Below are 22641 nucleotides of genomic sequence, written 5' to 3' on the forward strand. Positions count from 1 at the left end.
GAGCTTGAAGCTTAAATGGGGGGGCTACCATTTTTTTCAACACTGTTGGCCGTATGCTGCCTATCGCGAAGGTTCTCAATCGGCCAAAAGTAGTCATCCGATCTCGTTTTTTAGCTATCTTTTGGTCATGCGAAATCACCAACCCTTCGATTTCTATCAGAGGGTCGGTCCATGAATTCGAATCTTACAATCTCAAATTTTTTGGGTCCGTGGTGTGGGGATTCACTTACAGGTCTGATGCAGCGTTGCAGGGCGGTCTGGGATACCCCTTTAGCAAATTTGACCGACCTGATGGTTGTCACTTTTTTGAATCAGGGCATCGCTGTCACGCAGATGCTTATAGAAGCAAAGCGCCGCATAAAAGAGCAGGAATGAGATGGGAGCGAGTACTTTGAGGGCCAGCTTCTCGAAGCGATGAAGAGCGTGCAGTCAGGGGAGTAAGTTATCCCTTCGCCGCTTGAATCCAGCCTTCAGTCGAGACGGTCTATGGCGCGTACAAGATTTGCGCGTGCCTGTTGCTCGAATGCGTCGAAGTACGCCGCAGTCGTATAGATGCGCTCGCGCGCCAGGAAGCCTTCAAGGACCTGGCGCCGTTTTTGGCGGTACACCGGCAGGGGCACAAATTGGTACTCGCGGCGAATTTGTTGGTCGTATTCCTCGAACCGTTCGAACGACGCTCCAAGGATCGCCAGATCCGTGTCCACCAACACCGCTTCGTCTGTCGATGCCGGGGCGCCGTCGTGTCGCGTCACCATGATCAGGTTGTAAAGCCTGTGTCGCGTTTCATCGTCCAGGCCGCTGTCACGTGCCACGTCGTCCAACCATTGCGCACTGCGCAGTTCGTTGTCGCTGCGAAGGGGGTCGTAGATCGCGTCATGGAACCACAGCGCGAGGTCGATTTCGGCGGAAGCCCGGCAGGCCGCGTTGATGAATCGGCGCACTTGAAGGCATTCCTTCAGATGCTGGAGGTTGTGGTAGGCGCGGTGCGGCTCGCAGTAGTGTCGAATGAGTTCTTCGTATGTCTCGCGTGACACGCGTACGACGCCAAGCTCCGCCCAGACGCGAGCCCAGGCGTCGAAACCCGTGACATCAGCCACGTCTAGGTCGCCGTGTGTGCTGGCCGTGAATAGACCGTTCTCTTCTGGCGAACCCGTCATCGTTTCTCCTGCGCTTCAAAAATGAAAAAGGTATTTATTGGGCATCACCCGCCGGTTCATCTTCGACACCTTCCGGTGGCGCTCCGTAAGGTGCGCCAATCTCGACCCGATCAGCCTTTACCCAACCGGTATAGTCGTCGCCGCTCTTGGCGATGAAGTTCACTTCCAGCCATGATTCGTCTTCAAGGCTGGAATAAACGGTGAGGGAGTCGCCGGGTATGACGAAAATCTTCTTATTGGCACAGGCTTCATCCGGCGCTTCGTGAAAATGCAGGCGCCCGGTGCCAATGACCTTGCCTTGCACTGACGGATGAAACTCAGGCACCGTTCCGGAGATCTTTTCCGCCAGGGCAGAACAGTTGACAGCGGCCTGGCTCAGGCTGCTGAAAAGGCACAGGCACAACACGCTTGAGCGCAGGTACATCTTGGCGAATTCCGTTTGGGGTGGAGGCGTAAAGGATAGTTCGAACACTGCGCAGGTGATCGGTTACAAACTGCCTTTTTTGTCTGCAGGTGATTGCGCCAGAAACTCCGTTATCAGCGATGCGACCTGCTGCTGAATCACCTCCCGAGCACGACCGCCATCACCATCCCGACAAATGATCCCATCCCCCGGCACTTCCTCCTCAAGCATTTCCTCCGCCCCGGGTTTACACATCGACATGAAGCTGAAATGGCTCGCATCGCTGATTTCGATGTAACGGCTAGACGCTGGGGGCAGGCGCTTGGCCAGGTTGGCAGATTCCAACTCTGCGGGAAGTTCTTGCGACGGTACCCCGGCAGCGATCACCAGAGCGGGGACAGGCAGCGCGGCCAAGCTTTTATCGGTCAGGCCCCGTGAAAGGCCGAGGTCCAATGTCACCACCGCAGTGACGCGTTTATCGCGCCAAGCGGCGGCCAGTTCGGCCTTTGATTCAGCGGTGCTGGCGGGGTTCATCTGTTCGTAAACGGTGCAGCTGGCTAGCTGCGGGTGGGTTTTACAGTCTTGGGCGAAGCGCTCTGGGTCGAAGCGAGCGCCGGCAATCTCCAGGGCCGTCCAGCCGCCGAGTGAATGGCCCACGGCTGCAATTCGACCATTGGCGACCCGGCCAAATTTTTCAGGCTGGGTCGTGACCGCATCGATGGCTCGACGCAGATCTACGGGCCGCAGCCATAACTGCGCCGCCGCTTGGGGGCTGCGGTCATGGGTGGTGCTGCCGGGATGGTTGACGGCTGCGACGATGTAACCCTTCTGGGCCAACGCACTGGCCAGCCAGATCTGGTTGCTCCAGTTACCCCTGTATCCGTGAGAGAGCACCACCAATGGATGTTCGCCGGCCGTTGGCGGCGCGTTACGCACGGCAGACGCGCCGACAAACACCGCGTTATCGGCGATCAGTTGCGCGGTTTCGGTCGTTGCGCTGGGGTACCAGACGACCATCTCCAATGCGCGGCCATTGTGCGGATCCGGCAGGGTGGAAGATTGGAAACCGATGGGGTTTTTGTCAGCCAATGCGGTCGTTGTCAGGCAGGCCAACAACAGGGCGCCGAAAGCTGTTTTCAATGTCGTTTCTTCCTTGATTAGACGAATGGGGGGCGATGAGCACGGGCATTAAAGCTCAGATTCGAACCGCTGCGCATGACTTTCATCAACCCGAGAAACTAGTCCCCGAAAGCAACCCCCGACGGTGCGAATCGGTCGCTGGTGTCCATACGAATATTGCGCAGCGCCACGGTTTCCAAGTGTGACGCATAGAGCGACTCCGAGAAATAGCTGATCAGAATGGAACGACGGCGTGCGCCGATCACGTTCAGGCTGCCCGCATGCACCAGATCGACATCGAACACCAGGATGTCACCGGCAGAGCCTGAAAGCTGTATGGCGCCTGACTCGTCATTGAAGTCGAAGGGCGGGGCATCCGGCTCGGGGCGGTGGCTGCCGGGGACGATCCGTGTCGCGCCGTTTTCGGGGCCGTAATCGTCGAAGAAAGCCAGGGCGATGGCGATGTCGCCTGGCCGTTGGGCTGACAAGTCGCGGTGCAATTGTTGGTGGCCGTTACCGGCAAGGGGCTCGCGGCCTTCCACTTGAGAGAGGAAGAACCGCTCGCCGATCAATTCCCCCGCCACGGCCAGTAGCTGGGGTAGACGACACACGGCCTGAATCTTTGAGTCATCGTCCAGCATCGAATAGCGCCAGTCCATGCCGCGGGGCACTGGCCATTGGTCCGACGGTTTCACTCCTGCATCGAACACGGCACGAAGGTCGGCCAGCCACTCGTTCGGGATTGCTTGACGGAGCAGGGCGTAGCCGTCTTGGTGGAGTTGTTTGTGGTCAGCCATGGTTCGTCCTTGGGCGGGCATTTGGAAGGCTAGTCTGTAAACCAAAGTGGGACCACCCGACATTGGTAAAGGACGGCGACCAGAGACAATCCCGGTAGGTTTGCAGTTATCATCCAGCCACCATCCAAGAAAAGGACTTCACTGATGAAGCATTTGTTCGCCTGCACCCTCCTGACACTGGCCGTCGTCGGCTACGCCAAGGCCGACCAGAGCACCTTCGAAGAAACGAACCAGTGTTCGGAAGATATCGATTGTCAGGGCGATTTCATCTGCAAAAACGGCCAATGCGACAGCCCTCAGCTCCAGCGAAGCCCTGTTGCAAAAACCACCGCCAAGACTCAAGCCGCACCACCCGCGCCTCCGGGTGTTGCCTATCAACCGCTGCCCGTCAATACCGAGCGTGCCGGACCTTTCACGACGCAGACTGAGGCGATGGCAACTGCGCTGAATTACCAATCGCGAGCGGGTGTGATGAACGTCATGGAATCCATCGTCGAGCAGGCCGAGTACACCGGTTATGTGACGATTGAAAAGGCTTATACGTTTGGTCCGAACAAGTATGTGCTGGTGGTTTCCACGGGGGAGGGTGGCAATGCTTGCCCGGCGTCGACCTATGTATTCAGTTTCGACACCCAGGCCGAGCGCGTGGATGGCAAGCGTGAAGTGGACGGCTGTTCTGAGTTGGTCGAGGCCATGGCGCAAGGGAACAAGCTCATGGTCAAGAAGGAGGGCGCTGTGACTGTTGTTTATAACGGGATTGTCGAGTAGTTCAGGTCGACGATGCACCGGTGGCGAGGGAGCTTGCTCCCGCTTGAGTGCGCAGCGCTCACAAAAGGGGCTGCTGCGCAGCCCAGCGGGAGCAAGCTCCCTCGCCACAGGTTGTCGGTGGGCAGGCTTATAGCGGGGAGCCTGCCGGTGCCGCATCCAATCTTCGGGCGATCACATCCATCACGTCTCACCCATCACGCAGTGGGATGCAGCACAGTTGTGCGAGGTCCTGAAGGGTTGCGGGATCGATGGTCAGTTCATCACGCATCGCCAGATTCTCCAGGAATTGGGTGGCGGCACGGATTCATCATGCGAGCCTTTGAATACGGCCAAGGGAGGGACAAGTTCGTTTCGATCTTTTCCTGCCCAGTGATAAAAACCTGAAAATAGAATTTTGTGAACGTCGAGTACAGTCTGGAAGGTAATGGGTTTCTTTTTCGCCAAGCAGGCAAGAGCATCTTCGATACTAGCCTCGAAGGAAAGATGTTCAGATTCTTTTACTTCAATAGGATCTTTAAGACGTAGTGAGTTTTGAAGATATCCAGCGGTTTCGAAATCACCGAACGGATCAAAACTCATGCGCTACGTTTCTTGGCGCGTCTTTTCTCCTGAAGGTACTCGCCTTGGAGCGTCAGGATCTCCGACTTACTCAGAACGCCTTTTCTCTTGAGATTGACGAGCAACTGTTCGATGCCATCCAGCTCGACGACGTCTCCAGCCAGACGAGTGATGGTTGCAGCCATACGGCTCATACCGTCTAGTTCAGCCGTGACATTGTGGGCTTTAGCAAGCTTTCGGACCTGAGTTGCGACACTGTCGGTAGCGGTTTGCATCATTGGGGAGTCCTCCACTACAGCCAAACCACGGCATGGAGCTGTTCTTTCGTGGCGAGGGAGCTTGCTCCCGCTTGAGTGCGCAGCGCTCACGAAAGGGGCCGCTGCGCAGCCCAGCGGGAGCAAGCTCCCTCGCCACAGGTTGTCGGCGGGCAGGTTTATAGGGGGGAACCTGCCGGTGCCGCATCCAATCTTCGGGCAATCACATCCATCACGTCGCACCCATCACGCAGTGGGATGCAGCACAGTTGTGCTAGGTCCTGAAGGGTTGCGGGATCGATGGTCAGTTCATCACGCATCGCCAGATTCTCCAGGAATTGGGTGGCGGCACGGATTCGGTAGGCGGCTGAGTCGAGCAGGATGTGTAGCGGGGCGGTGGTGTCGACGTAGAGGGGTTGGTCGTCGGCGTTGCTGGTAAGGCCCATATATTGATTCATAAGTAAGCTCCACTGGAAAAGTTTCACCACCTAATCGTCGCCAAACGAAAGGTGGCAACTGTACGCAGGTTGGCGAACCGGAGTGGAAGCCGGCAGACCCGAAGGTCTCCCGCGTACAGCTGCCATAACGACAACTCTACAGATGCAAGAACGCCTGCAACAAAGCAAGCGCTTTTGCATCCCACTGCGGGTCGCCAAACCCGGTCGCCATCTGGGCGACGCGAAGACTATAGTCGCCGCCGCAAAAAATACGCAAGGGATTGATAGCGAAGGGGATTCCCAATCATGTGTAGGACGTTGCCGCAGCCGTAAGTATCTGAGCTGTATGTCTTACAACTGAGCAAGCCCCTCACTTACATCGGGCTAAATCCCAACGATATGTAGGATATTTCTGTAGCCTCACCGCCCGTATCTGCCCATTACCTCCCATTTGCCCCCCGACACGTTCCACAATCCAATCGCGCATTCCCATCCGGCGCGGGATAATACGGCCCTGCTTGGGGTCATAAGCGTTTCCCCCCTCGTTGGTATTGGCGTCTCAGAAGGATCGAACGCAATGACAGATTGGCTTCAGAGCTCTGGAGAAATGGCTGAACGGGTTCGGCGCCATCCCTGGGGGGACACGCCGCTCGGGCCGCCTTCGCAGTGGCCTGATGTACTGAAGACCACCGTGGCCCTGAGCCTTGCCTCGCATTTTCCCCAGGCCATCGTGTGGGGGCCGGACCTGATCACGTTGTACAACGACGCGTTCCTGCCGATCCTCGGCAGCAAGCCCGAGGCGCTGGGGCGGCGGTTCGATGAGGTGTGGCGGGAGGTCTGGAGCGATATCGGGCCGATCGTGCGCGCGGCCTTCGATGGGCAAGCGACCTTTATAGAGAACTTCCCCTTGGTCATCGAGCGCGGCGGCGGTCCCGAGCAGGCTTATTTCACATTCTGCTACAGCCCCATCCGTGACCAGTTCGGCAAGGTCGTGGGCATGCTGGATACGGTTACCGAGACCACTTCCACGGTGTTCATGACCCAGCGGCTGGCGGTGCTCGATGCCATTGGCAATGCCGTCGCGAATGCCACCGACCCGCAGAGCATCATGGCAGCCACCACACGGATCCTGGCGGCGCACCTGAACCTGTCCAATTGTGCTTACGCAGACATGGATGAGGACGAAGACGGCTTCACCATTCGTGGTGATTGGGCCAGGGTGGGTTCGCCCCATATCCTTGGGCATTATCGACTGGCTGATTTTGGCCGACTGGCGGTCACTAACCTGCGGGCCGGCAAGCCGCTGGTGATCAACGATAACCTCAAGGAACTGGCGCCGGAGGAAGCGGCGACGTTCCAGGCCATTGGCATCGCGGCCACCATCTGCGTGCCGTTGATCAAGGGCGGCCGATTGACCGCGTTGATGGCGATCCACGATAAAACGCCGCGGGTCTGGTCATCCTACGACCTGGCGCTGCTGATGGAAGTCACCGAGCGATCCTGGGCCCACATCGAGCGCGCCCGTGCCGACGCTGCCGTGCGCGAAGGCCTGGCGGCCCTGGCCGAATTGAACGCGACGCTGGAAGAACGGGTCGAGGAGCGCACCACGCGCTTGAAACAGACCGAAGCGGCGCTGCGTCAATCGCAAAAACTTGAAGCCATCGGCCAGCTTACCGGCGGCGTGGCCCATGACTTCAACAACCTGCTGACCATCATTCGCTCTTCGGTCGACTTCCTGCGCAAACCCAGCCTGTCCGAGGAGCGTCGGCAACGCTACATGACGGCGGTGTCCGAAACCGTGGAGCGCGCCTCCAAGTTGACCAGCCAGTTGCTCGCGTTTGCTCGGCGCCAGCCGTTGAAGCCGCAAGTCATCGATGTGGGCAAGCAAGTGCAGAGCCTGGGGGACATGCTGCAAACCGTCACCGGGGCGCGGATCCAGGTTCACGTCGAGTTGTGCGATCGGCCCTGTTACATCCGGGCGGATCTGAGCCAGTTCGAGACCGCGCTGATCAACATAGCCCTCAATGCCCGGGATGCCATGAATGGCCAGGGTACGTTGTGGCTTCGGCTCAGTTGCGGCGGTGGCATGCCGCCGATCCGTGGTCATGCCGGGGCCGGGCAATCCTTTGCTGCCATTGCCCTGGCGGACACGGGTACCGGTATTGACTCGCCAGTGCTCGAGCACATCTTCGAACCCTTCTTCACGACCAAGGAGGTGGGCAAGGGCACGGGGCTGGGCTTGTCCCAGGTGTTTGGCTTTGCCAAGCAGTCCGGTGGCAACGTCGATGTCTCGACCGTGGTGGGTGAGGGCACGGTGTTCACCTTGTACCTGCCGGAAGTAGCGCCCGAAAAAAGCCATGAGCCTGTCCGGGAAGAACACACGCATCTGCTGCCGGAAAAGGGCAAGCGTCGGGTGTTGATCGTGGAAGACAACCTGGAGGTGGGGCGTTTTGCCAACCAGATCCTTCAGGACCTGGGCTACGAGACCGCCTGGGCGACCAACGCCGAAGAAGCGCTGGAAATGGTCGGCCCGGATGCGATGGCATTCGACGCGATATTTTCTGACGTAATGATGCCGGGGATCAGCGGCATTGCCCTGGCCAGGGAACTGCGCCAGCGGCGCCCGGATTTGCCGGTGGTGCTGACTTCTGGTTACAGCGAAGAGTTGGCCCACAGCGGCCATGAGGGCTTTGAATTCTTGTCCAAACCCTATTCGGCCGATCAGGTTTCCCGGGTTTTAAACAGGACGATACTGGGGGCTGAATGAGTGTTTCCTTATTGAAACAGTGAGTTCCATTCGTCGGCCAAGGGCTTTGTTGAATCAACAGTCTGTTGATGACCGACTAGTCTCATTGTCGTGAAGGTCGATATTTTCAGGCAATCGGTTGTTGCCGGTATGGGCCTCGATGAAAGGGGAAAGGCAATGGGAGCACCGTACAGCGAGGAGAACACTGCCGCGTATCCGATCAATGAAGGGTTGCAGTGTGGCCAGTCGGCCTATCATGCAGACTTCGGTGACGAGCCGATCAAGTCCATCAAGACAAAGGTGGCCAAAGTGCAGCGAGGGGAAAAGGCCAAGTTCTTGCCCAGGGTCCCGGTCAGAAAGTGACGGTGGATCATGGTAGGGGAGCTTGCTCCCGCCGGGCTGCATAGCAGCCCTTTTTTTTGACAGTTTTCAGGCGCCTGCGTGGGACATCGCCAGGGACGCTCCGGGTTCCGCTTCTGGGGCCTCTACATAGATATTTTTCATCTTTTCTCAACGGGCGTTTTCTTTCACGTTTCTTTCACAAGCAAGTACGTACTCTCAGCTCATCCGTTAGAAAGCAGTACCTGCCCGTTTCCCCAGCGGGCTTTTTTTTGCCTGTCATAAAATAAACCGCCGTTTCGTTGTCCAACCGTCATGGCTGACGCTGTCTGGCGTAAACTCACGCCCGCGCGCACCGGCCATTTCTCCCCGATGCGGCATTTTTGAGGTTTCTATCATGCGTTTGACTTTGTCCACCTTGGTACTGGGGTTGGTGGTTGCCCAGGGCGCGATGGCTGCCGGCGACGGTACTGCCGCGGTCGGCGGTGGTCTGGGCGGTGTATTGGGCAACGTGGTCGGCCAGCAGATGGGCGGCAGCACCGGCGCCGCGATTGGCGCGGGCGTTGGCGGCGCAGCTGGCAGTGCGGTGGGCGCTCGCAAGGGCAGCCGCACCGAAGCGGCCATTGGCGGTGGCTTGGGGTCGGCCGGTGGTTCGATTGTCGGTAACCGTCTGGGCGGCTCCACCGGCTCCACCATCGGTGCAGGCATCGGCGGCGCGGCGGGCGGCGCGTTGGGTAGTAACCTGTCCAATGACAACGACCGTCATTCCAGTGGCAAGAAGTACAAGCACAAGAAAAAGCATCGTTAAGCGGATGCTTGGATGAAGAGACCTGGCCTTGTGCCGTGATTGCTGTTCGCTTGGAAAAAACGGCGCTTCTTTCAGGGATGGGAAGCGCCGTTTTTTTGCGCTTTTTTGGGTTGAAGGGACGTCGAGATCACTTGCTCGCGATTGAGGCCAACTCGATCCAAAGCCCAGCTCAAACCGCGCTAAACCGCCGCGCCAACCCCTGCTCGGCAAACTGCTCAATGATGAAATCCACGAACGCCCGGGTCTTGCCTGGCAACAGCTTGTGTTCGGCGTAGTAGATGGAGATGTTGCCATCGTCGACGTACCAGTCCGGCAGCACCCGTTGCAGTGCGCCGGACTCCAGGTAAGGCACGGCCACCGGCATACTCACCAGCCCGATGCCCAGCCCTTGGGCCGCGGCCGCGCAGTCGGCTTCTGAATCGCTCATGGTCATGCGGGTCTTGAGCATGAGCGGGCTGTGTTGCTGGGTTCGGCTGGTCAGTTGCCAGGAGCGCACGCGACCGGTTTGTGGCGAGCGAATCAGGATGCCCTGGTGCTGCGCCAGATCTTCCGGCTCCACTAATGCAACGTGAGTGTTCAGGTAGTCCGTGGATGCAACCAGCACCCGATGAGCCACCGTCAATTTGCGCGCCACCACCCCCTGGGGCAGCTCGAAACCACCGCCGATGGCGGCATCGAACCCCTGGCCAATCAGGTCTACCTGGCGGTTATCGAAATGCCAGTCCGGGTTGATCGCCGGATAACGTCGCAGAAATTCCCCCAGCAGCGGCACGACATACAATCGACCGAACGCCGTGCCCATGCTCACCTTCAGTGTTCCCGCCGGTTGCCCACCGGCGCTGGCCAGGTTGGCAACGGCGTTCTGGATGGTGTTGAAGCTGCTGCCGACCTCCCTCAAGAACAACTGGCCGGCTTCGGTCAGCCTCAAGCTGCGGGTGCTGCGCTGAAAGAGGCGTACGCCCATTCGCGCCTCCAGCTTGGCGACGCTTTTACCCACCGCGGCCGGGGTCACGCTCAGACGTCGCGCCGCCTCGGCAAAGCTGCCGACTTCCGCGCTGCGCACGAAGCATTCGATACTGTTGAAGGTCTCCATGAGCCTCACTCTAAACTTTTGGTTTAGACAGACTATAGCAATGACGGTCTACACAGCCCACGGCACCTTCTTGATACTCGCTCCATCACCGCGGCACCTCGCCTCGGCACTTTTTGGAGAACATCATGAATATCCAAGCACTGAACGGTAAAGTCGCCTTGATCCAGGGCGGTTCTCGCGGCATCGGCGCCGCCATCGTCAAGCGCCTTGCCGCGGAAGGCGCCGCCGTGGCCTTCACCTACGTCAGCTCTGGCGCAAAATCAGAAGAACTGCAGAACAGCATCATCGCAGCGGGCGGCAAGGCCTTGGCAATCAAGGCGGACAGCGCCGACGCCGACGCCGTTCGTAACGCCGTCGCCGCCACCGTCGAAGCTTTTGGACGGCTGGATATCCTGGTCAATAACGCGGGTGTGCTGGCCATGGGGCCGCTGGATGAATTCAAACTCGAAGATTTCGACCAGACCCTGGCCGTCAACGTGCGCAGCGTGTTTGTCGCCACCCAGGCGGCAGCGCGGCACATGGGCGAAGGTGGCCGTGTCATCAACATCGGCAGCACCAACGCCGACCGCATGCCCTTCGCTGGCGGCGGGCCTTACGCCATGAGCAAAGCCGCGCTGGTGGGCCTGACCAAAGGCCTGGCCCGTGACCTCGGCCCACGCGGCATCACCGTCAACAACGTGCAGCCCGGCCCGGTGGACACTGACATGAACCCGGCCGACAGCGACTTCGCCTCCAGCCTGCTGTCGCTGATGGCTGTCGGGCGCTATGGCAACGTCGATGAAATCGCCAGCTTCGTCGCCTACCTGGCAGGGCCGGAAGCCGGTTATATCACCGGTGCCAGCCTGACCATCGACGGTGGTTTCGGCGCCTGATCCAGGCATGAAAAAAAGCCGGTCATGGCTTTAACCATGACCGGCATTTTGCTGTGTAGCGCGCCAGTGTCAGGCCCACTCTAACTCCGGCAGACCGCAAAGGCTGGGCTGGAACATTTTCAAGGAGCGGATGATCCCGTCGGCGTGGGCGTATTTTTCATCCGCCATGGCCGAATCCGGAATGGCAATGGCGGTCATGCCGGCGGCTTTCGCGGCCGTCACGCCGAACGGCGAATCCTCGAACACCAGGCAATCGCGCGGATCGACACCCAGGCGCCGGGCGGCGGTGAGGAAGATATCCGGTGCCGGTTTCGCCGCGCCGACCTCGGGGTCGTCCGCCGTCACGATGAAGTCGAACAGTGCGAACCAGTCCCGGTGCAAGGTGGTTTTCAGTGCGAACGTAGGGCTCGACGAACTGGTGCCCACCGCAATCGGAACGTTGTGGGCTTTCAAATGCCGCACCAGCTCCTCCGCACCGGGCATCCCCAGGGCGTGAGGAAAGCGCTCGCGCATCAAGGGCTCGCGGATGACCAGGAACTCTTCGGGGGTGATCGGCAACTCCAGCGCCTGGACGACGTAATTGGCCAGGTCCGTGGCCCCACGCCCGATGATGTTCTGCTTGACGCTCCAATCGAACGTGCGCCCGTAGCGCTCGGCGATGATGGACGTGACCTCGGTGTAGATCCCCTCGGTGTCCAGCAACAACCCATCCATGTCGAAAATCACAGCTTTGATCGGGCCAAACTCTTTCAGCGGTGTATTCATCGCATCTGATCCGTTATCAACACAACATTCCAGGGATGGCTCAGGTGCGGCCAGGGCAGCGTGTTCGCCTTAAAGGATTCAGCAGGATAACGAAGGGGGCTTGGAACCGGCAATGGGAAATCCATGGATGGGGTTCGTGGCGAGGGAGCTTGCTCCCGCTCGGGTGCGCGGCAACCGTAGGATCGTGGGGGCTGCTTCGCAACCCAGCGGGAGCAAGCTCCCTCGCTACAGAAAGCGGATGGGTGTGAAGGGATGGTTATTGTCCCGAGCTGCCGGAGCCGCCCGACCCCGAGCTGCTGCCGCCCGAGCTGCCACCGCTGTCGCTGGTACCGGTTCCTCCGTTGGTCCCACCGCCGGCGTCGGCACCGCCCATCGTGCTGCCTCCACTCATCGAACCGCTACCCGTACCGGGGCTAGTGCTGCTGCCGTTGGCATCGCCGCCGTTCCCGCCGCTCACGGAGCCCGGGGGCAAGGCGTTACCGTTGGCACCGGAACTGGAGCCGGCCTCCATTTCTGAGGAGGGTGGCATCCCGCCCTTGTCCACGGGGGGCGTGCCGCCCGAAGATTCTGCCAAGGCAGCCAGTGAACTGAGCGAAAGAATCCCGGCGAGTGTCAGCGCTGTCATGTTGGACTTCATCATGGTGAGTCTCCTTTTCAAGATCCTTACCTGATGTGTGGCACGCGTGGCGGGACGATGGTGCCACTGAATCGACAGACGGGCCCGCGATCAGCTCGGCTTGCCAGAGGCATCGTCACCGGCGATGTCCGGGTCATCCGGGGTCGCTTCGACATCCTCATCGTCGCTGGGTACCTGCTCGACGCCCGCATCGTCATCGGGCGGACGTTGGTCGCGACTCAGGGAGTTGGTGGGCGAAGGCAGCGGGTATTCCGGGGTTTCATCCTCCTCGATCAAGGGAACCTGGGCGTCATCCATCAGGGACCCGGGGTCTTCATTGCCCGGGTCATTGACGACAGGCGTGCCCGAGGAGTCGTTCTCGTCCTTGTCTTGCGTTTGCGGCGTCATGGTACACCTCGCAATGGGTGATGGATGTATGAGTTCGAAGCGGGGGGATGGCAATCGTTCCGGAGATTTTGATTTGCCGTTTTTTTGGGGGACAGGTTGGAGTGTATAGCCGTTTTTCCTGTCATGGCCGCTTATGGTTCCGATGCCGCCCAGGCGAAAGTCTAAAGCCGTGAACTCACCGCCCAAACCGCCCCGGCCAGCCAATGATGGTCTTGGGCCGAGGCGTCGCGTAGGTGCGCACTTTCGACGTCGACAACCCCAGCCGCACCAGCGATTCAGCAATGGTCACCGCCGCCGTCACGCCATCGACCACCGGCACGCCGGTACGCTGGCGGATCTGCTCGTCGAGCCCGGCCATGCCGCCGCAGCCCAGGCAGATCACTTCGGCCTTGTCCTGGCTCACTGCCAGTTCCGCCTGTTGCACGATGGCGTCAATCGCCCGTTGCGGGTCCTGCTCCAGCTCCAGCACCGCCAAACCACTGGCCCGTACCGAGGCGCAGCGGTCGAACAGGCCGGACAGCTTGAGCCGGTCTTCGATCAGCGGCACGGTACGGTCCAGGGTGGTGACCACCGAATAAGCGTGGCCGAGGAACATGGCGGTACTGGCGCCGGCATCGGTGATGTCCACCACAGGCACGTTCAGCAGTTCTTGCAGACCTTCGCGGCCATGCTCGCCGTAGCCAGCCTGGATCACCGCGTCGAACGGCTGGTCATAGGACATCACCCGGTCCATCACCGCAATGGCCGCCAGGTAGCTTTCAAAATTGCCCTCGATGGAATCGGCACCGAAATGCGGCGTGAGCCCGACGATTTCGGTGCCCGGCGCGGCCACGGCCTGGGCCTGGCGGGCGATGGCCTGGGTGATGGATTCGGTGGTGTTGACGTTGACCACGAGAATTCGCATGAACTGTCCTCCTTGATGCATGAAAGTAAGCGACCCGTACCGGCCGGGCCGTTTGAGGGATCAATGATGAACGTTATCCACAGCGATGGATTCACCGCTGACGTCCTCGTAATTCGGTTGGCGCTTGGCAATGATCAGGTACAGCAGCCCTGCAATCGAAGCGCCAATCAGCCAGGAAAATGGCGAAACGCTGTCAAAACCAGGCACCAACGCCAGGATAATCGCGATCAGCGCCGCCGGAATGAACGCCGCCACCGCGCGCAGGTTGACCCCGTTGCTGTAGAAATACGCACCGTTTGGGTCCTCGCTGTACAGTTGCGGCACGTTGATGCGGCCTTTTCGCAGCAGCCAGTAGTCGACCATGATCACCCCGTACAGCGGCCCGAGCAGGGCACCGAGGCCGGAGAGGAAATACACGATCACCAGGGGGCTGTTGTAGAGGTTCCACGGCAAGATCAGCACGGCAATGGCGGCGCTGATCAACCCGGCGCGGCGGAAGGTCAGGTACTTGGGCGCCAGGTTGCTGAGCACGAACGCCGGGGCGACGAAGTTGGCCATGATGTTCACCGCCACGGTGACGATCAGGAAGGCCAGGCAGCCCAACACGAGGAAGAAGGTGTTGGGGATCGAGGCAATGACCTGGGTCGGGCTTTCAATGATTTGTCCATTGATCTGGAACTGCGCACCGCAGAGCAGGATGGTAATCCCGGCAAACACCAGGATGTTCACCGGCAAGCCCCAGAAATTACCGACGATGATGGTCCGGCGGCACGGCGAGGAGCGGGCGAAGTCGCAGAAATTGAGAATCAAGGTGCCGTAGATCGACAGCCACAGCGCCCCACCGGCAAAGATATTGCGCCACATTTCACCACCGGTCAGCGGCTCGCGGATCGACCAGGCAATGGTGGCGCCAGCCTGGGTATACATCCAACCGGCCAGGGCCGCGACGGTCACCAGGATCACCGGGCCGGCGAAACCTTCATACCGGCGCACCGTCTCCATGCCGTAGGCCAGGATCACCAGTTGCACGAACCAGATCGCCACGAAACACACCCAACCCAGGCTCGACAGGCCGAGGACCGAGTCGCGGTCGTAGTCGGCGAAGCCTGGGTGGATCGCCACCAGCAACACGCGGAACACCACCGACGCCAGGTAGGTCTGGATCCCAAACCAGGCAATGGCGATGACCGCCCTGATCAAGGCCGGAATCTGCGCGCCATGGATCCCGAAGCTGATCCGGCTGATCACCGGGAACGGCACCCCGGTTTTCTGGCCCATGTAGCCGGACAGGTTCATGAAGCCATACACCAGCGCCGCGCCTATCCCGAGGGACAGCAAGATCTGCCAGCCACCCAGGCCCAGGGCATAGAGACCGATGGCGAAGGAGTAGTTGGCGATGTTATGCACGTCATTGGTCCACAGGGCAAAGATGCTGTAGCGACCCCAGCGTCGACCCTCGGCCTTGGTCGGCGCCAGGTCTTTGTTGTGCAGCCTCGGGCTCAGGGCCGGGGACGTGGCAGTTGTGTCGTCGAGGGCCGTGGTGGTGGAGGGCAGATCCAGCGCGATGTTATTGGAGAGACTTGTACGCATTCCGGCAGGCTCCTGATTCTCGGCGCAGCGATGACTGTGCGTGAGCGCGGGGCTCGACAAATCTTCGTCGCGGCGGGCGAGCATCATTGATTACGGGGCATCTGCAGCCTGTACGGGATAGGGCGCTTCAGGCTTGCGGATCTAAAGTGTGTGTATGTTTTAGGTAAGTTGTATACAAAACACGTGTAAGATCAAGCCAGATCTATGCCACTTACGGATCTATCCGCAGAAGCGCTAATTTCGTTTCGTTATGATCTTTGAATAACTGACTGAAATACCTAAATTTAAAATTGACCGTTTAAACAGGTATTTATTTTTTGGCGAACGTCAGTGGGGTTGGAACGGCTGACGAGGCGGGAAGGTGTGTAACTTTTGGGGGCATTAACGTAATAAGTGCACACAAAAATGCCACTTGTAGTGACATTTTTGTGTACAGGGGGCGGCGGACGCTTAGACGGTCTTGGATTTGGCGATGATGTTCCCGGCGTGCAGCCCGCATTCTTTCTGCGTGGCTTCTTCCCACCACCAACGGCCTTCGCGCTCGTGCTGGTTTGGCAGCACCGGGCGGGTGCAGGGTTCGCAGCCGATGCTGATGAAGCCGCGTTCATGCAGGCTGTTGTAAGGCAGCTCGAGCATGCGGATGTAGCCCCAGACTTCTTCGCTGGTCATCTGCGACAGGGGGTTGAACTTGTACAGGGTGCGCTCCGGGGTGGAAAACGCCGTGTCGATTTCCAACACCGCCACCTGGCTGCGGGTGCCGGGGCTCTGGTCACGGCGCTGGCCGGTGGCCCAGGCGCGGACATCGGTCAGTTTGCGTCGCAGGGGCTCGATCTTGCGGATGCCGCAGCACTCGCCGTGACCGTCCTTGTAGAAGCTGAACAGGCCTTTTTCCTTCACGAAGGGTTCAAGTTTCGTGTAGTCCGGCGAAACCAGCTCGATGTCGATCTTGTAGTGCTCGCGCACCTGATCGATGAAACGATAGGTTTCCGGGTGCAGGCGGCCGGTGTCGAGGCTGAACACCTTGACGTTCTTGTTCAGTTTCCAGGCCATGTCCACCAGCACCACGTCTTCGGCGCCGCTGAACGATATCCACAGGTCGTCGCCGAACTCGGCGAAGGCCAGCTTGAGGATGTCCTGGGGGGACTTGTTGGCATAGGTCGTGGCGAGTTCCACGACGTCGAACGATGGGCTCATCAGGGCGGTTTCCTACAGGTCGGTGGCGCTGGGCGCTCTATATAGGGCTGATGGTAACAAAAGCTGTCGTGGCTGGCGCGCTCCTGTGCGTTGCGCAGCCACCGGGGAATGGCTAGAGTCGGCAAGCCTTTTGTTCGCTCAACCGATAAACATCAGAAAAAATGGGAGTGTCTTGTGGAAATTGCCTGTCTCGACCTGGAAGGTGTGCTGGTCCCGGAGATCTGGATCGCCTTCGCTGAAAAAACCGGGATTGACTCCCTCAGGGCAACCACTCGGGACATTCCCGACTACGACGTGCTGATGAAGCAACGGTTGCGCATCCTCGATGAGCACGGCCTCAAGCTTTCCGACATCCAGGAAGTCATTGCCACCCTCCAGCCGCTGGACGGCGCCATCGAGTTCGTCGACTGGCTGCGCGAGCGCTTCCAGGTGGTGATTCTGTCCGACACGTTCTATGAGTTTTCCCAGCCGTTGATGCGCCAGTTGGGCTTCCCGACATTGCTCTGCCATCGCTTGATTACCGATGACAGCGGGCGGGTGACCGGCTACCAGTTGCGTCAGAAAGATCCCAAGCGCCAGTCGGTCCTGGCTTTCAAGAGCCTGTACTACCGCGTGGTTGCGGCGGGGGATTCCTACAACGACACCACGATGCTGGGTGAGGCCGACGCCGGGATTCTGTTCCATGCGCCTGAAAACGTGATTCGTGAATTCCCGCAATTCCCGGCGGTGCATAGCTTTGCCGAGTTGAAGCAGGAATTCCTCAAGGCTTCGAACCGCAATCTCAGCCTGTAAGTAAAAAACCTGTGGGAGCGAGCTTGCTCCCACAAGGGTTTGTGTGTAGTTCGCGATAGGGTTAGAGGTTCTGCAAGGTTTCCAGCAAGACCCTGACCTTGGTAATCGACTCCTGGTATTCGGCCTCCCGGTCCGAGTCCGCGACAATCCCGCCGCCGCCCCAGCAGCACACCTGTCCATCCTTGACCAGCAAACTGCGGATGGCGATGGAGCTGTCCATTTCCCCGCGCACGTCCAGGTACAGCAACGAGCCGCAATACAGGCCGCGTCGGGTCGGTTCGAGTTCGTCGATGATTTGCATGGCGCGGATTTTTGGCGCGCCGGTGATCGAGCCGCCGGGAAAGCTGCCGGCGATCAAGTCCAAGGCGTCCTTATCCACAGCCAGTTCGCCGGTCACGCTGCTGACCAAGTGATGCACGTTCGGGTAGCTTTCCAGGCTGAACAGCTCCGGCACCCGCACCGAGCCGATGCGGCAGGTGCGGCCCAGGTCGTTGCGCAGCAGGTCGACAATCATCAGGTTTTCCGCCCGGTCCTTGGGGCTGGCCAGCAGCTCGGCGGCGTGGGCCGCGTCTTCGCTGGGTGTTGTGCCGCGGGGCCGGGTGCCCTTGATCGGCCGGGTTTCCACCTGGCCTTCGCTGACCTTGACGAAGCGTTCGGGGGACAGGCTCAGCACGGCGCCGCCATCGGGCAGGCTCTGGAAGCCGGAAAATGGTGTTGGGCACGCCGCCCGCAGCGCTTGGTAAGCGGCCCAGGCGTCGCCCTGGCAGGGCGCGCGAAAGCGTTGGGCAAAGTTGACCTGATAGCAGTCGCCGGCCTGGATATACGCCTGGATGCGCTCGAAGGCCTGTCGGTAGGCTTCGGCGCTGAGGTCGGGGGTCATCGGTCCTTCGAGGCTGAAGACGCCAACGGATGCCGCAGTCGGCTGGCTGAACAGCGCGATCAGGCGCTGGCGTTCGTCTTCGCCACAATGGGGGTGGAAGACCAATTGGCTGGTGCCGGCCTGGTGATCGCTGACCAGCGCCCAGTCGTACACGCCGAAACGCGCGTCGGGCAGTTGCAGGTCGTCCTTGGCGTGGGACGGCAAGGTTTCGAGGTGTCGGCCGAAGTCATAGCTCAAGTAGCCGATCACGCCGCCGGCAAAGGGCAATTGCACTGTGGTCGGTAGTTCCGCGTCACCTAGCTGCGTCAGCTGAATGCGCAGGCGTTGCAGGAAATCGCTACCGCTCTCGTCGGGCAATACGGCCAGTTGTTCCAGCGGCCAGGCACTGAGCAAGTCGTAACGCCCGCGTTCCGCACTCGGCCGGCCACTGTCGAGCAGCACGCTACCGGGGGCATGACGGATCGCCGCGAAGTACTCGGCGGGGTTGGCGTGGTAGGGCAGCGGGTATACGGAGCAGGTTGGCATGGGCGGGGCGGATCAGCCGTTCAGGCGGGGGAGCGATTGTAATCCCCTGTAGGATTTGCTCCTAGGGGGATGTCGGAGATGAGTAAGTATGGGGGCTATCGAAAATATTCGGGTGTGAACACCTTGTGGCGAGGGAGCTTGCTCCCGCTGGGTTGCGCAGCAACCCCCAGGCAGTTAACGCGGTCAGCCTGATGCACCGTGGTGCCGGGTTTGGGGGCGCTTCGCACCCCAGCGGGAGCAAGCTCCCTCGCCACAGGGGCAAACTTCAAACCTCAGTTTCAGCCCTCAGCCCTCAGCCTTCAACCGGCGGAATATGCCCAAACAACGCCTGGGCAAACGCCACGCGCTCTTCCACTGTTTCGGTAACGCCGCGGGCCTTGAGTTCTTCCAGGTGGGCTTCCACTGCGTGGGTGCGCAAGGTCAGGCCGCAGTCGTTGGCGATCTGGATGTTCAGGCCTGGCCGGGCGTTCAGTTCCAGGATCAACGGTCCTTTCTCCTGGTCCAGCACCATGTCGACGCCGATGTAGCCCAGCCCGCACAGTTCATAGCAACCGGCGGCCAGTTTCATGAAGCCGTCCCAGTAGGGCAGTTGCACGCCGTCCACCGCGTTGGTGGTGTCGGGGTGTTTGGTGATGATGTTGTTCAGCCAGGTGCCGCGCAGGGTCAGGCCCGTGGCGAGGTCGACGCCCACACCGATGGCGCCCTGGTGCAGGTTGGCCTTGCCGCCGGACTGTCGGGTTGGCAGCCGGAGCATGGCCATCACCGGATAACCCATCAGCACGATGATGCGGATGTCCGGCACGCCTTCGTAGCTGATGCTCTTGAAGATCTGGTCCGGCGTCACGCGGTACTCGATCAGCGCCCGGTCACGGTGCCCGCCCAAGGAATACAGGCCCGTGAGGATGCTGGAGACATGGTGCTCGATTTCCTCATGGCTGATGATCTTGCCGGACACCGTGCGGTAACGGCCTTCGAAGCGGTCGGCGATGACGATGATGCCGTCGCCGCCCGCGCCCTGGGCCGGCTTGATCACGAAGTCGGTACGCCCGCCGATGATCTCGTCGAGCTTGTCGATTTCCTTCTCGGTGGAGATCACCCCGTACAGCTCCGGCACATGAATGCCGGCGGCAATGGCCCGTTCCTTGGTGATGATCTTGTCATCGACGATGGGGTACAGGCTGCGCTTGTTGTACTTGAGCACGTAATCGGCGTTACGCCGGTTGATGCCCATGATGCCCCGGGCTTCCAGGGCCTTCCAGGTCTTCCAGAAGCCGAACATCAGGAGTCTGCCTTGAGGAAGGCCTTGAACCGCACCAGCTCGGTCAGGCGGTAGCCGCGATAACGACCCATGGCCAGCATGAAGCCCACCAGGATCAGCAGGATCGCCGGGAAGGTGAACACGAAGTACACCAGTTCCGGCACGCTCATGATCAGGTGCGCCAGGGACGCAGCGAACAGAGTGCCGATGGCGACTTTCATCGCGTGGCCGGCGCCGCGTTCTTCCCAGGTGATGGACAGGCGTTCGATGGTCATGGTCAGGATCACCATCGGGAACAGCGCCACCGACAGGCCGCGCTCCAGGCCCAGCTTGTGGCTGAACAGGCTGATGGCGGCGATCAGCACCACCACGAACGTCAGCACCACCGAGAGCCTTGGCAGCATCTGCAGCTTGAGGTGTTCCAGGTACGAACGCAGTGACAGGCCCAGCGTGGTGATCACCGTGAACAGGATGATGCCGAAGCCCAGTTGGGTTTCACGGAAGGCCAGGGCGATCAGCACCGGGGTGAAGGTCCCCAGGGTCTGAAGGCCGATCAGGTTGCGCAGGATCAGGATCACCAGAACGCCGATCGGGATCATCACCATGATCATGAAGGTTTGCTGGGTCTGCAGCGGCAGGCCGTAGAGCGAGTATTCGAGGAAGTTGGCGTCGGTGTTCTCGTCCGTCAGCTTGGCCAGGCGAATGGCGTTCATTTCGCTGTTGTTCATGCTGAAGGTGACGGTGGCTTTCTTGCCGCCATCGACGGTGATCAAGTTTTCATCGCCGGTCCACCACAGCAGGCGGTCGGTGGGCAGGCCCTGTTCGCCGGTGTCCGGGTTGAAATACAGCCAGTCGGTGCCGTTGAAGCTGCGCAGCCACAGTTCAGGTGTCTGCGGCTGCTCGGCCACCAGGCGGATGGTGTGGACCTTTTCCACCGGCACGTGGGCGATGGACAGCACCAGTTCGACGATGCGCGCCTTGTTGGCCGAGGACGGGTCGCCGGCCAGCAACAGCTTGACGTTGTCGTCGTTGAGGTTGTTGACCCGCTTGATCGCTTCGCTGATGAACGTCTCGACGTCGGCCGAATGCTGGCGGATCGGCGCGAGCAGGGCTTCGGCGGCCAGTTTCTCCGGGCCTTCGACGGCGATGCTGTCGCGGAAGGTCGGGCCCTTGACCTTGGTTTTCTCGGCACTGTAGCGCTTGGTCAGCACCAGGCGGTAATACAGGGTCTGGTTGCCCTTGGCCCGACGGGCCGACCACGTCACCTTGCGGTTACCGTCGACCCGGTTCACCGCCACCCCGTAATTGTTGGAGATGAAGCTTTCGTTGAGGCTGACGTAGTCGCGGCTCAGGGGCGGCACGAACATCTGGATCTTCACCGGATCCTTGGCGTTGGGCACGAACTCGACCTTGGCGTCGATGTTCCACAAGTCGTCGGTGGCGTCTTCGGTGACCGGGATGCCGAGCACGAAAATCTGATAGGCCGTCACCGACAGGCCCAGCACCACCAGGATGGCGATCAGCATTTTCAGATGGAGGGTAAGGGAGCGCATTGGAATTACTCTGCGGTTTGAGCGGCATTGGCGCAGGCGGGTTTGCCGGCAGCGTATTTAAGACTGGGGTCGACCAGCGCATCGAAGCGCTTGAGCGCCTCGGAACCGATCAGCAACGGGTATTGGAAGGCGCTACGGTCGGTCAGGTTCACTTCGATGCTGCGCAGGGCCGAGCCCATGCAGATGTCCAGTTCGATGACCGGCCGGGCCGTGTATTTCTTGCCTTCGTCCGGGTCGTAGTCACCGGCGCGGCGCTTGATCTTGCTGACCCGGGCCAGCGGACGTTCGATGGGGTGCGAGTGGGCCGCGTCGATGGCCAGGTAAAACCGCACCCAGGATTCGCCATTGCGCTTGAAGCGCTTGATGTCCCGGGCGCTGAGGGAGGCGGTCTTGGCGCCGGTGTCCAGCTTGGCGGCGACCTCCAGGTCGATGCCCTGCAGGGCGGCGTATTCGTTGAGGCCGTACACGGTTTTTTCACCCGCCACGGCAAGCCCCGGCAGGCACATGAAATAAAGAGCAGCGGTGAAGGGCTTGAGTGTCATAGATCCTGGTGCGCAGCGTTCCGTTTATCGGTTCAGGCCCTGGCATTACTGCACAAGCTCCCTGGGCAGCCTTCCCTATAAAAGGAGAGCGGCAAATCGCGCGGCATTCTAGCACGGTGGTTTTCTGACGCCACCGCTGGCCGGACGCTACGACGCATTCAAACGAGCGGTTATGGCGGGTGAGCTTATTAGACGATTGTCGACAATATTGATTTTTTCTTTGACGTTAACGCCGCTATTGGTTAGTTTTTGCCATATTGATT

The 22641-nt window shown here is 60.1% G+C and carries 24 protein-coding genes and 2 pseudogenes; 7 read left to right on the forward strand and 19 right to left on the reverse strand.

What is annotated here, in order from left to right:
* Positions 1–171: 171 nt before the first annotated feature.
* Positions 172–375, forward strand: coding sequence for a hypothetical protein (locus V7773_RS18020; protein ID WP_336074328.1), 204 nt, complete (start codon positions 172–174; stop codon positions 373–375).
* Positions 376–470: 95 nt separating this feature from the next.
* Here V7773_RS18020 and V7773_RS18025 read toward each other — a convergent pair whose 3' ends face one another.
* From V7773_RS18025 to V7773_RS18040, 4 genes are all read right to left on the reverse strand, one after another.
* On the reverse strand, positions 471–1157 hold the full coding sequence (locus tag V7773_RS18025) for an HD domain-containing protein (protein WP_336074329.1): 687 nt from the start codon (positions 1155–1157) through the stop codon (positions 471–473).
* A 34-nt stretch (positions 1158–1191) separates the two neighbouring features.
* Entirely contained in the window at positions 1192–1581 is a 390-nt protein-coding gene (locus V7773_RS18030) for a hypothetical protein (protein WP_336074330.1), read from the reverse strand.
* Positions 1582–1644: 63 nt separating this feature from the next.
* Positions 1645–2700, reverse strand: coding sequence for an alpha/beta hydrolase family protein (locus V7773_RS18035; protein ID WP_336074332.1), 1056 nt, complete (start codon positions 2698–2700; stop codon positions 1645–1647).
* Between the two features lie 98 nt (positions 2701–2798).
* Positions 2799–3476 carry a phytanoyl-CoA dioxygenase family protein gene (locus tag V7773_RS18040; protein WP_336074333.1) on the reverse strand — a complete coding sequence of 226 codons (678 nt, stop codon included), beginning with the start codon at positions 3474–3476 and terminating at the stop codon, positions 2799–2801.
* Positions 3477–3620: 144 nt separating this feature from the next.
* On the opposite strand from V7773_RS18040, the gene V7773_RS18045 reads away from it, so the two are divergent.
* A complete protein-coding gene (locus V7773_RS18045) occupies positions 3621–4244 on the forward strand; it encodes a hypothetical protein (RefSeq protein WP_336074334.1) in 624 nt (207 codons plus the stop codon).
* Between the two features lie 187 nt (positions 4245–4431).
* Here the strand turns inward: V7773_RS18045 and V7773_RS18050 are convergent.
* The 4 genes and pseudogenes from V7773_RS18050 to V7773_RS18065 form a co-directional block, all read right to left on the reverse strand.
* A pseudogene (locus tag V7773_RS18050) lies at positions 4432–4548 on the reverse strand (short-chain dehydrogenase); the annotation flags it as partial.
* A pseudogene (locus V7773_RS18055) lies at positions 4548–4823 on the reverse strand (cell filamentation protein Fic); the annotation flags it as partial. The pseudogenes V7773_RS18050 and V7773_RS18055, both read right to left, overlap by 1 nt.
* Positions 4820–5080, reverse strand: a complete 261-nt coding sequence (locus tag V7773_RS18060; protein WP_336074335.1) for a hypothetical protein — start codon at positions 5078–5080, stop codon at positions 4820–4822. The pseudogene V7773_RS18055 and the gene V7773_RS18060, both read right to left, overlap by 4 nt.
* A gap of 155 nt (positions 5081–5235) precedes the next feature.
* Positions 5236–5514 (reverse strand): short-chain dehydrogenase, encoded by a 279-nt coding sequence (locus V7773_RS18065; RefSeq protein WP_072343936.1) that lies wholly within the window; start codon positions 5512–5514, stop codon positions 5236–5238.
* A gap of 556 nt (positions 5515–6070) precedes the next feature.
* Here V7773_RS18065 and V7773_RS18070 point away from each other — a divergent pair.
* The 3 genes from V7773_RS18070 (at position 6071) to V7773_RS18080 (ending at position 9386) form a co-directional block, all read left to right on the forward strand.
* A complete protein-coding gene (locus tag V7773_RS18070; protein ID WP_336074336.1) occupies positions 6071–8260 on the forward strand; it encodes a response regulator in 2190 nt (729 codons plus the stop codon).
* A gap of 90 nt (positions 8261–8350) precedes the next feature.
* A complete protein-coding gene (locus V7773_RS18075) occupies positions 8351–8602 on the forward strand; it encodes a hypothetical protein (protein ID WP_336074337.1) in 252 nt (83 codons plus the stop codon).
* 373 nt (positions 8603–8975) lie between these two features.
* Positions 8976–9386, forward strand: coding sequence for a glycine zipper domain-containing protein (locus V7773_RS18080; RefSeq protein ID WP_063324994.1), 411 nt, complete (start codon positions 8976–8978; stop codon positions 9384–9386).
* A 169-nt stretch (positions 9387–9555) separates the two neighbouring features.
* On the opposite strand, the gene V7773_RS18085 is transcribed toward V7773_RS18080, so the two are convergent.
* The gene (locus V7773_RS18085; protein ID WP_336074338.1) at positions 9556–10479 is read right to left on the reverse strand and encodes a LysR family transcriptional regulator; all 924 of its coding nucleotides are present in this window, start codon (positions 10477–10479) and stop codon (positions 9556–9558) included.
* Between the two features lie 125 nt (positions 10480–10604).
* Between V7773_RS18085 and V7773_RS18090 the strand changes: the two genes are divergently transcribed.
* Positions 10605–11351 (forward strand): 3-oxoacyl-ACP reductase family protein, encoded by a 747-nt coding sequence (locus tag V7773_RS18090; RefSeq protein WP_336074339.1) that lies wholly within the window; start codon positions 10605–10607, stop codon positions 11349–11351.
* Between the two features lie 69 nt (positions 11352–11420).
* Here V7773_RS18090 and V7773_RS18095 read toward each other — a convergent pair whose 3' ends face one another.
* From V7773_RS18095 to V7773_RS18120, 6 genes are all read right to left on the reverse strand, one after another.
* Complete coding sequence (locus V7773_RS18095; RefSeq protein WP_092147384.1) at positions 11421–12116, reverse strand: HAD-IA family hydrolase; 696 nt, start codon at positions 12114–12116, stop codon at positions 11421–11423.
* 256 nt (positions 12117–12372) lie between these two features.
* Complete coding sequence (locus V7773_RS18100) at positions 12373–12756, reverse strand: hypothetical protein (protein WP_336074340.1); 384 nt, start codon at positions 12754–12756, stop codon at positions 12373–12375.
* Positions 12757–12843: 87 nt separating this feature from the next.
* Complete coding sequence (locus V7773_RS18105; RefSeq protein ID WP_027911463.1) at positions 12844–13050, reverse strand: hypothetical protein; 207 nt, start codon at positions 13048–13050, stop codon at positions 12844–12846.
* A 265-nt stretch (positions 13051–13315) separates the two neighbouring features.
* Positions 13316–14044: an aspartate/glutamate racemase family protein gene (locus V7773_RS18110; RefSeq protein WP_072343912.1), complete on the reverse strand. Its 729-nt coding sequence runs from the start codon at positions 14042–14044 to the stop codon at positions 13316–13318.
* Between the two features lie 60 nt (positions 14045–14104).
* Positions 14105–15634 (reverse strand): NCS1 family nucleobase:cation symporter-1, encoded by a 1530-nt coding sequence (locus tag V7773_RS18115; RefSeq protein ID WP_336074341.1) that lies wholly within the window; start codon positions 15632–15634, stop codon positions 14105–14107.
* 450 nt (positions 15635–16084) lie between these two features.
* Positions 16085–16828, reverse strand: a complete 744-nt coding sequence (locus tag V7773_RS18120) for a phosphoadenylyl-sulfate reductase (RefSeq protein ID WP_063325000.1) — start codon at positions 16826–16828, stop codon at positions 16085–16087.
* Between the two features lie 174 nt (positions 16829–17002).
* Between V7773_RS18120 and thrH the strand changes: the two genes are divergently transcribed.
* Positions 17003–17620: a bifunctional phosphoserine phosphatase/homoserine phosphotransferase ThrH gene (gene thrH, locus V7773_RS18125; protein WP_336074343.1), complete on the forward strand. Its 618-nt coding sequence runs from the start codon at positions 17003–17005 to the stop codon at positions 17618–17620.
* A gap of 61 nt (positions 17621–17681) precedes the next feature.
* Here the strand turns inward: thrH and pabB are convergent, their stop codons facing one another.
* The 4 genes from pabB to rloA all read right to left on the reverse strand — a co-directional run bounded on the left by pabB (position 17682) and on the right by rloA (position 22378).
* Positions 17682–19025 carry an aminodeoxychorismate synthase component I gene (pabB, locus tag V7773_RS18130; protein ID WP_336074344.1) on the reverse strand — a complete coding sequence of 448 codons (1344 nt, stop codon included), beginning with the start codon at positions 19023–19025 and terminating at the stop codon, positions 17682–17684.
* A gap of 292 nt (positions 19026–19317) precedes the next feature.
* Complete coding sequence (locus V7773_RS18135) at positions 19318–20304, reverse strand: alpha-L-glutamate ligase-like protein (protein WP_013693958.1); 987 nt, start codon at positions 20302–20304, stop codon at positions 19318–19320.
* Positions 20304–21836: an osmotic stress tolerance membrane protein RloB gene (gene rloB / locus V7773_RS18140; RefSeq protein ID WP_003204068.1), complete on the reverse strand. Its 1533-nt coding sequence runs from the start codon at positions 21834–21836 to the stop codon at positions 20304–20306. The genes V7773_RS18135 and rloB overlap by 1 nt, the downstream gene beginning before the upstream one ends.
* A gap of 5 nt (positions 21837–21841) precedes the next feature.
* Positions 21842–22378: a retropepsin-like aspartic peptidase RloA gene (gene rloA / locus V7773_RS18145; RefSeq protein ID WP_072348736.1), complete on the reverse strand. Its 537-nt coding sequence runs from the start codon at positions 22376–22378 to the stop codon at positions 21842–21844.
* Positions 22379–22641: the final 263 nt, after the last annotated feature.

It is taken from the genome of Pseudomonas sp. 3JA (assembly GCF_036961705.1).
GTDB lineage: Bacteria > Pseudomonadota > Gammaproteobacteria > Pseudomonadales > Pseudomonadaceae > Aquipseudomonas > Aquipseudomonas fluorescens_Q.

Coding starts and splice junctions, on each gene's coding strand:
- V7773_RS18020 (WP_336074328.1), top strand. CDS start 172: ATGAATTCGAATCTTACAATCTCAAATTTTTTGGGTCCGTGGTGTGGG.
- V7773_RS18025 (WP_336074329.1), bottom strand. CDS start 1,157: ATGACGGGTTCGCCAGAAGAGAACGGTCTATTCACGGCCAGCACACAC.
- V7773_RS18030 (WP_336074330.1), bottom strand. CDS start 1,581: ATGTACCTGCGCTCAAGCGTGTTGTGCCTGTGCCTTTTCAGCAGCCTG.
- V7773_RS18040 (WP_336074333.1), bottom strand. CDS start 3,476: ATGGCTGACCACAAACAACTCCACCAAGACGGCTACGCCCTGCTCCGT.
- V7773_RS18045 (WP_336074334.1), top strand. CDS start 3,621: ATGAAGCATTTGTTCGCCTGCACCCTCCTGACACTGGCCGTCGTCGGC.
- V7773_RS18060 (WP_336074335.1), bottom strand. CDS start 5,080: ATGATGCAAACCGCTACCGACAGTGTCGCAACTCAGGTCCGAAAGCTT.
- V7773_RS18065 (WP_072343936.1), bottom strand. CDS start 5,514: ATGAATCAATATATGGGCCTTACCAGCAACGCCGACGACCAACCCCTC.
- V7773_RS18070 (WP_336074336.1), top strand. CDS start 6,071: ATGACAGATTGGCTTCAGAGCTCTGGAGAAATGGCTGAACGGGTTCGG.
- V7773_RS18080 (WP_063324994.1), top strand. CDS start 8,976: ATGCGTTTGACTTTGTCCACCTTGGTACTGGGGTTGGTGGTTGCCCAG.
- V7773_RS18085 (WP_336074338.1), bottom strand. CDS start 10,479: ATGGAGACCTTCAACAGTATCGAATGCTTCGTGCGCAGCGCGGAAGTC.
- V7773_RS18090 (WP_336074339.1), top strand. CDS start 10,605: ATGAATATCCAAGCACTGAACGGTAAAGTCGCCTTGATCCAGGGCGGT.
- V7773_RS18095 (WP_092147384.1), bottom strand. CDS start 12,116: ATGAATACACCGCTGAAAGAGTTTGGCCCGATCAAAGCTGTGATTTTC.
- V7773_RS18100 (WP_336074340.1), bottom strand. CDS start 12,756: ATGATGAAGTCCAACATGACAGCGCTGACACTCGCCGGGATTCTTTCG.
- V7773_RS18105 (WP_027911463.1), bottom strand. CDS start 13,050: ATGGATGACGCCCAGGTTCCCTTGATCGAGGAGGATGAAACCCCGGAA.
- V7773_RS18110 (WP_072343912.1), bottom strand. CDS start 14,044: ATGCGAATTCTCGTGGTCAACGTCAACACCACCGAATCCATCACCCAG.
- V7773_RS18115 (WP_336074341.1), bottom strand. CDS start 15,634: ATGCGTACAAGTCTCTCCAATAACATCGCGCTGGATCTGCCCTCCACC.
- V7773_RS18120 (WP_063325000.1), bottom strand. CDS start 16,828: ATGAGCCCATCGTTCGACGTCGTGGAACTCGCCACGACCTATGCCAAC.
- pabB (WP_336074344.1), bottom strand. CDS start 19,025: ATGCCAACCTGCTCCGTATACCCGCTGCCCTACCACGCCAACCCCGCC.
- V7773_RS18135 (WP_013693958.1), bottom strand. CDS start 20,304: ATGTTCGGCTTCTGGAAGACCTGGAAGGCCCTGGAAGCCCGGGGCATC.
- rloB (WP_003204068.1), bottom strand. CDS start 21,836: ATGCGCTCCCTTACCCTCCATCTGAAAATGCTGATCGCCATCCTGGTG.
- rloA (WP_072348736.1), bottom strand. CDS start 22,378: ATGACACTCAAGCCCTTCACCGCTGCTCTTTATTTCATGTGCCTGCCG.